This is a genomic window from Deltaproteobacteria bacterium (assembly GCA_028818775.1).
Classification (GTDB): domain Bacteria; phylum Desulfobacterota; class Binatia; order UBA9968; family JAJDTQ01; genus JAJDTQ01.
Genome location: JAPPNE010000155.1, coordinates 52779 through 58875, shown reverse-complemented (window position 1 = coordinate 58875; position 6097 = coordinate 52779). Strand labels below are relative to the sequence as shown.

Sequence of the window (6097 nt, the reverse complement as noted above, 5' to 3'; positions counted from 1 at the left end):
CTCGTCATCGCGCCTTGCCGACGACAAAAATGCCCTCGCATCTTCATAACGCTATCTGTGAGACAGGACACTAGCGACAGTCTCGGTCCGCCGTAGTTGCCGCCGGTTCGCGGGGAAATCGCGGCTGGTGTATATGGTAGGAAGTCATCGCGGCTCCGCCCATCCGGCACGGCGGCGACAAGCAATGACTTCAAGGGAGATCCACATCATGGACAAGATTCATTTCCCCTACCGGTCCTCGAGTCACCTGGCGTTCCTCCACGTGGCGGCGCAGTCGGGCGCATGGGAGGAACACGGTCTCGACGTGGAGTACGACACCTACATCAGCTCCGAGGACGCCCACAAGTTCGTGGCGGACGGCAGCGTCGAGTTCGTCGGCGGCAACCACGTCTCCACCTACGGCGCGCGCACGCGCGGCGACCAATGGCTTTACCTGGGGCAGACCGTGAGCTGGCTGGACCACCGGCTGGTGGTGCGGGCGGACTCCGGCATTGACGGCGTGCCGGACCTCAAGGAGAAGGTCGTGGCCATCCGCGGCAACCACCCCGGCCTCAACACGTGGCTGTTCCTCAAGCAGCACGGACTCGACCAGGACCGCGGCGACGTGACCCTTGAAAGGATCCGCGGCGCCGCCACCTGGGAAATGGTTCGCGACGGCGACGCCGACGCGGCGCTGGTGAACCCGCCCGCGGACCTTTTCGCCCAACGCGCCGGGTTGAAGGTCATCGACGTGGACCCCCTGCCCATGGTGTGGTTCACCACCATGTCCAGCGGGCGGAAGTTCGTGGACAGCCATCCGGACATCGTCGAACGCTTCCTCAAGGGCGCATGCCAGGGCATCGCCTACTTCAAGACGCACCGGCAGGAGTCCATCCGGATCATCCTGGACAGGTACAAGACCGACGGCGACCTGGACCTGGAGGCCGCCACACGCCTGTGGGAGAGCATCTCGAAGATCCTGAGCCCGAAGCCCTACGCCTCGTTCCAGGCCGTGGGCAACGTGTATGAGCTGGCCAAGCGCAAGGACCCGGCGGCGGCGCAGGTCGAGCCCACGTCGCTGTGGGACTACCACCACCTGCGCAGGATCGACGACAGCGGGTTCATCGACAGCCTGTACCAGACATGACGCGACGAAGAAGCAGGAATGACGACGGAAGTGTCTCAACGTTCCATCCGGCAAAGGAGGTTTCCATGTGGCGTTTGGCGCTTGCGCTGGTGGTATTGCTGACGGCCGCCTGTTCGGAATCGGACAAGAAGCGGGTGCTGGAAGGCCTTGGACACGTGGACGTGGTCGGAGGAATCGCGGAGGTGCTCGCCAAGTCCGATACCGTGATGGTGAGCGATGTGTTGTCCATTGAGGGGACCCCTTCGCTGACGCAGTACGAGTGCATCACCGAGACCAACACGTGCACGCGAGACAGCATGCCCTTGTTCGAGTTCGCCGATACGCTCGAAGGACTCGTCGCGGTGACGGCCAACCCTGATGTCGAGCGATCCGACATTCGCCAGCACAATGGCATCGACCTGGCCGAATACAGCGTCACGACGACCCGTCAGGGAGTCGAATGGACGACTTCCCACTACGGTGCATGGCTGGACTACAGCGCCTTCGAGACCAGCATCGCGCGCGGCGTGAAGCCCGACAACGTGAACGTGTTGGCGGCCTACAGTCTCTCTTTCGGTCAAAGGACGCCGGACGACGCCGCGCCCCTCCAAGGGGACGCTACGTGGGAAGGGATCATGTTGGGCCACACACGAGGGACCGGCGCACTCCACGCGCTCCAAGGTGACGCAACCATCGGCTTCGAGTTCGCCACGACGACCGTCGATGTCTCCTTCTCCAACATCACGATCGTGGAAAGCGGCGAGGCCCGACCCGGAGCAGAGTTTTCAGACGTCCCGGTCAGCAACGGGGCATTCACGAACCGCACGGCGACCGCCCACATCGCGGGGCGCTTCTACGGCCCCACCCATGAAGAGGTCGGCGGCGTGTTCACCCACCCAACGGCGTTGGGAGCGTTCGGCGCGCGCCGGCAATGACGGGGACCCGAGGAGCCGGGTAAGGGTCGGCGATGACCTCCACAGTCTCGGCGGAGGCCGGCGGGATGTCGTCTGGCCTCCGCTCCCCCTCCGAAGCGCCCAAGACCGCACTGGTCACCGGCGCCAGCGGCTTCATCGCCAAGCACGTCGTTCTTGAGCTGCTGAACGCGGGCTACCGGGTGGTGGGCTCGCTGCGGTCGGAATCGCGCCGGGACGAGGTGCGCGACGCGGTGCGGCCGCGTCTCACGTCGGCGGCCGGCCTCGACCGGCGCCTGCGCTTTGTCAACCTGGACCTCAACCAGGACGGCGGCTGGCTCGACGCCATGTCCGGCGTGGACGTATTGATGCACACGGCGTCGCCGCTGCCCATGGGGCAGCCGCGGGACGAGAACGAACTCATCCGGCCCGCCGTCGACGGCACTCTGCGGGCGCTCCGGGCCGCCTGCGCCGCGGGCATTCGCCGCGTGGTGCTGACATCCTCGTCCGCGGCCGTGACGAACCGGAAGCCCGTCCCCGGCAAACAACGGTTCGACGAGTCGGACTGGAGCGACCCCGCCTGGCCGGGCATCACGCCCTACACGAAATCCAAGACGCTGGCCGAACGCGCGGCTTGGGACTTCGTCGCCGACGAGGCGCCGGACATGGAGCTGACCACCATCAATCCATGCCTCGTGCTCGGCCGCCCCCTCGACGACCACTACGGCACCTCGCTAAAGGTGGTGGAGCGGCTGCTCCGGGGCCGGGATCCAATGCTGCCGAGAGTCGGCCTTCCCGTGGTGGATGTCGAGGACGTGGCGCACATGCACGTCCGCGCCGTCACCGCGGCCGGTGCCGCTGGCAAGCGCATCATCGGAGCCGACGAATTCATGTGGCTCACGGAGATGACGGGAGTCCTGAGGGAGGAATACCCCGGCCGGCGAATCCCTGCCAGGACGGCACCGGACTTCCTGATCCGTTTGACCGGCCTCTTCGACCGCACCATCCGTTCCATCGTCCCCCTGCTGGGACGACGCCAGGAACTTGACAATACCCGCGCGCGGGAACTCCTGGACATGGAGTTCACTCCGGCAGCCGACAGCCTCCGCGCCACCGCCCGCTACATCATGGAGCGCGGTCTGGTGCGTTGACGCGGGAGTCCGCCCTCCTGGATCCCTCTTCGGACCCTTCACCCACTCCGGCGACGCGCTACTTCCCGGACACGATCTCCTTGTACTTGTCGAGAAGCTCCTTCGGCGCGCCGTAGAGGCCGGCGACGGTCTTCTCGATGTCCTCCGGAGCGGCGGGCGAGATGACCAGGTTCTGCCGCTCGGCCTGCTTCAGGAGCTCCGGACTGCTCAGGGTATCCATGAAGCCCTTGCGCAGGATCGCCACGCGGTCCGGGGGCGTGCCCGGAGGCACGGCGAACAACCGCAGCAGCTTCCACGTCCCCACCAGGAAGTCCGCGATGCGTTGCTGCTCGGCATTGAGATTGAGATCCTTGAGCGTGGCGATGCCCTGGATCGGCTTGAGCCGCGGCTCCTCCCCCATGGAGAGGATCGGGCGCACGAGCCCGGCCTTCACGTAGCGCCGGTAGTTGCCCTGCATGGTCTGCTGGGACATGACCCGCGCGTCCAGTTCCTTGCGTTCCAGGGCGGCCATGACGTTGGACGTACCGCGATAGCCCATGACCGCCTTGATGGGATAACCCAGGTAGCGCAGGAAGAGGGTAGCCGCGGTGGAGGCCGACCCCAAACCGGTGGATCCGGCGTGCAGGATCTTCTTGGAGTTCCTGAAATCGTCGAACGTCTTGACGGGAAGGTCGCTACGGACCCAGAGAACCTCCGGCAGGCTTCCGATGGCCGGATCCGTGATCCAGATGTACTTCCGCGGGTCGAACTTGATGGACGAGTCGCCCACCACCGCATCCACAAGCGAGCCCGCGTTGAATGCAACGATCGTACGGCCGTCGCCCGGTTGCATGGCGTAGATGCGGTTGGCCGCGGCTTTGCTCCCTGCACCCGGCATGTTCATCACGATGATTGACGGATTGCCGGGGATGTGGGCGCTCAGGTAGCGGCCCACCAGGCGGGAGAACGTGTCGAAGCCGCCGCCGGGACTGTAGCCCACGACGATCCGGATCGTCTTGCCTTTGTAGAATGGCTCGTCCGCGGCCCAGGCGGCACCCGCCACCAGCGACAGCGCGACGAGTCCCATCAGCGTCGAACGCAGAATCTTCATCGGAAATTCCTCCTCTGGACCCATTCAGAGGCCCGCCTTCGCCTTCAACTTGTCGATCAGCCGCACGGCCACCTCGATGTCCTCCTCCATGGTGCGCCCGCTCACGCCCACGGCGCCGGCCACCGCGCCCTCCCCGTCCTTGACGAGCACCCCGCCGCCGATGGATGTCAGGTTGGCGTCGCCGTAGGCGGCGATGCCGCGGTTCCCAACCATCTTCTCGATCTCCACCGAGTCCCGGCCGAACCACAGGGCCGAGTATCCCTTGTTGTGGGAGAGGACACTGGAGCGGTAGGGCGCGCCGTCCATGCGCGTGTAATGCACCAGCTCTCGATGCGGGTTGAGCACCGCCCAGGACACCGGCCGCCCGGTTTCGTTGGCCAACTCGGCCAACAACTCGCCGGCCGCTTCGTGAATCACGCTGTGAGACAGTCCTGCCACTTTATCACCTCCCTTGGGGGTCACCGGTAAATGTGTTGTCTATTTTATCGCGGCCCGCGGAGTCAAGCCGATTCGTCGACCTCATGCCGTCGTCGATACGCAACCCGGAGACCGGGTTACCCGGCACGCACCGGAGGGCGAGTGGATGGCTACAGGTCCGCTCTCCGGAGGTCGCGCCGCCACGCGAGCATGCCAACCGTAGCGCCCGCGCACACGACCGCGCCGAGCAGCAGCGTGACCGCCGACCCCAGGAAGGACGCTACCAGCCCGGTCTGGGCCTCGCCGAGTCCGGGCATGCCCACGCTCAACATCCGGGTGAAGCTCGACACCCGGCCGCGCAGCGCGTCCGGCGTCACCGCCTGGATCACGGTGTTCCGCGGGATGGCCTGCATGGCGTCGAAGAAGCCGAGGAAGGCCACCATCGCGAACGACGCCCAGAACCAGGGAGAGAGCGCGAGGCCGGCCAGACATACCGCGTAGGCCAGAATGCCGCCCACCACCACCAGCCCCTTGTAGCGGATATCGCCCACGCCGATCATGGCCGCGGCACCCAGCAGCGCACCCACCGCCGGCGCGGACGAGAAGAGCCCGAAACCCGCCGCCCCCATGCCGAAGCTCGCCGCGATGATGGGCAGAAGCACGCGGAAGCTGCCGAAGTACACCGCCACCACGTCCATGGCCACCAGAACGGCGATGATCGACTCCGCGCGGACGAACGACAGGGCCTCCACAAGGCTCCTCCACGCCGACTGAGCGTCGCCCGCATACGTGGCCCGATAGTTGACGAACACCAGCACCAGCGCGCTCACGAGATAGACGCAGCCGTTCAAGCCGTAGGTTGCGCTCGTGCCCGCGAAACCGATCATCAGGCCGGCTACCGCCGGACCCACGAGTTGCGCCAGCTTCCATGCGGTGGAGGTGAACGCGAAGGCGTTGAGCAGCAGCCTCCTGGGCACCATGTTGGGCGTCATGGCGGTGCGCGCGGGCGCGCTGATGGCCACGAAGGCGGAGCTCACCATCGAAATGAGCAGGATGTGCCACAAACGAACCGCGTCCGCGGCGATCAAGGCCGCCAGCAGCAGGTTGGCCGCGGCGCTGGCGAGCTGCATCGCCATGATGAATTTCTTGCGGTCGATGCGGTCGGCGATGATGCCGCCGCCCAGCGAGAAGACCACGATGGGAATGCCGCGGGCCAGACCGGTGAGGCCCAGGAAGGCGGGCGAATCGGTCAGCTCGTAGACCAGCCACAGGTCCACGATCCGCTGGATCTGGTTGCCCATGGAGGCGCTGACCACCGCCACGTAGAAGTACGTGAAGTTGCGGTAGGCGAAAGAGCCCCCGGCCCGCTGGAGTCTCGCATGGATACCCTGGGGCATGAACCGAAGGGAGTCGGGCGTCGCCG

The 6097-nt window shown here is 66.0% G+C and carries 6 protein-coding genes; 3 read left to right on the top strand and 3 right to left on the bottom strand.

All coding sequences use genetic code 11. The annotated features are described in order from the left end of the window. Positions 1-208 precede the first annotated feature (208 nt). The 3 genes from OXU42_17085 to OXU42_17075 all read left to right on the top strand — a co-directional run bounded on the left by OXU42_17085 (position 209) and on the right by OXU42_17075 (position 3167). Positions 209-1126, top strand: a complete 918-nt coding sequence (locus tag OXU42_17085; protein ID MDE0031103.1) for an ABC transporter substrate-binding protein — start codon at positions 209-211, stop codon at positions 1124-1126. A gap of 65 nt (positions 1127-1191) precedes the next feature. Continuing rightward, the gene (locus tag OXU42_17080) at positions 1192-2040 is read left to right on the top strand and encodes a hypothetical protein (protein MDE0031102.1); all 849 of its coding nucleotides are present in this window, start codon (positions 1192-1194) and stop codon (positions 2038-2040) included. Positions 2041-2105: 65 nt separating this feature from the next. Further along, the gene (locus OXU42_17075; protein ID MDE0031101.1) at positions 2106-3167 is read left to right on the top strand and encodes an NAD-dependent epimerase/dehydratase family protein; all 1062 of its coding nucleotides are present in this window, start codon (positions 2106-2108) and stop codon (positions 3165-3167) included. A 58-nt stretch (positions 3168-3225) separates the two neighbouring features. Here OXU42_17075 and OXU42_17070 read toward each other — a convergent pair whose 3' ends face one another. The 3 genes from OXU42_17070 to OXU42_17060 form a co-directional block, all read right to left on the bottom strand. Continuing rightward, entirely contained in the window at positions 3226-4257 is a 1032-nt protein-coding gene (locus tag OXU42_17070; protein ID MDE0031100.1) for a tripartite tricarboxylate transporter substrate-binding protein, read from the bottom strand. Between the two features lie 24 nt (positions 4258-4281). Next, positions 4282-4695 (bottom strand): heme-binding protein, encoded by a 414-nt coding sequence (locus OXU42_17065; protein MDE0031099.1) that lies wholly within the window; start codon positions 4693-4695, stop codon positions 4282-4284. A 149-nt stretch (positions 4696-4844) separates the two neighbouring features. Next, entirely contained in the window at positions 4845-6071 is a 1227-nt protein-coding gene (locus OXU42_17060) for an MFS transporter (GenBank protein ID MDE0031098.1), read from the bottom strand. Positions 6072-6097 lie beyond the last annotated feature (26 nt).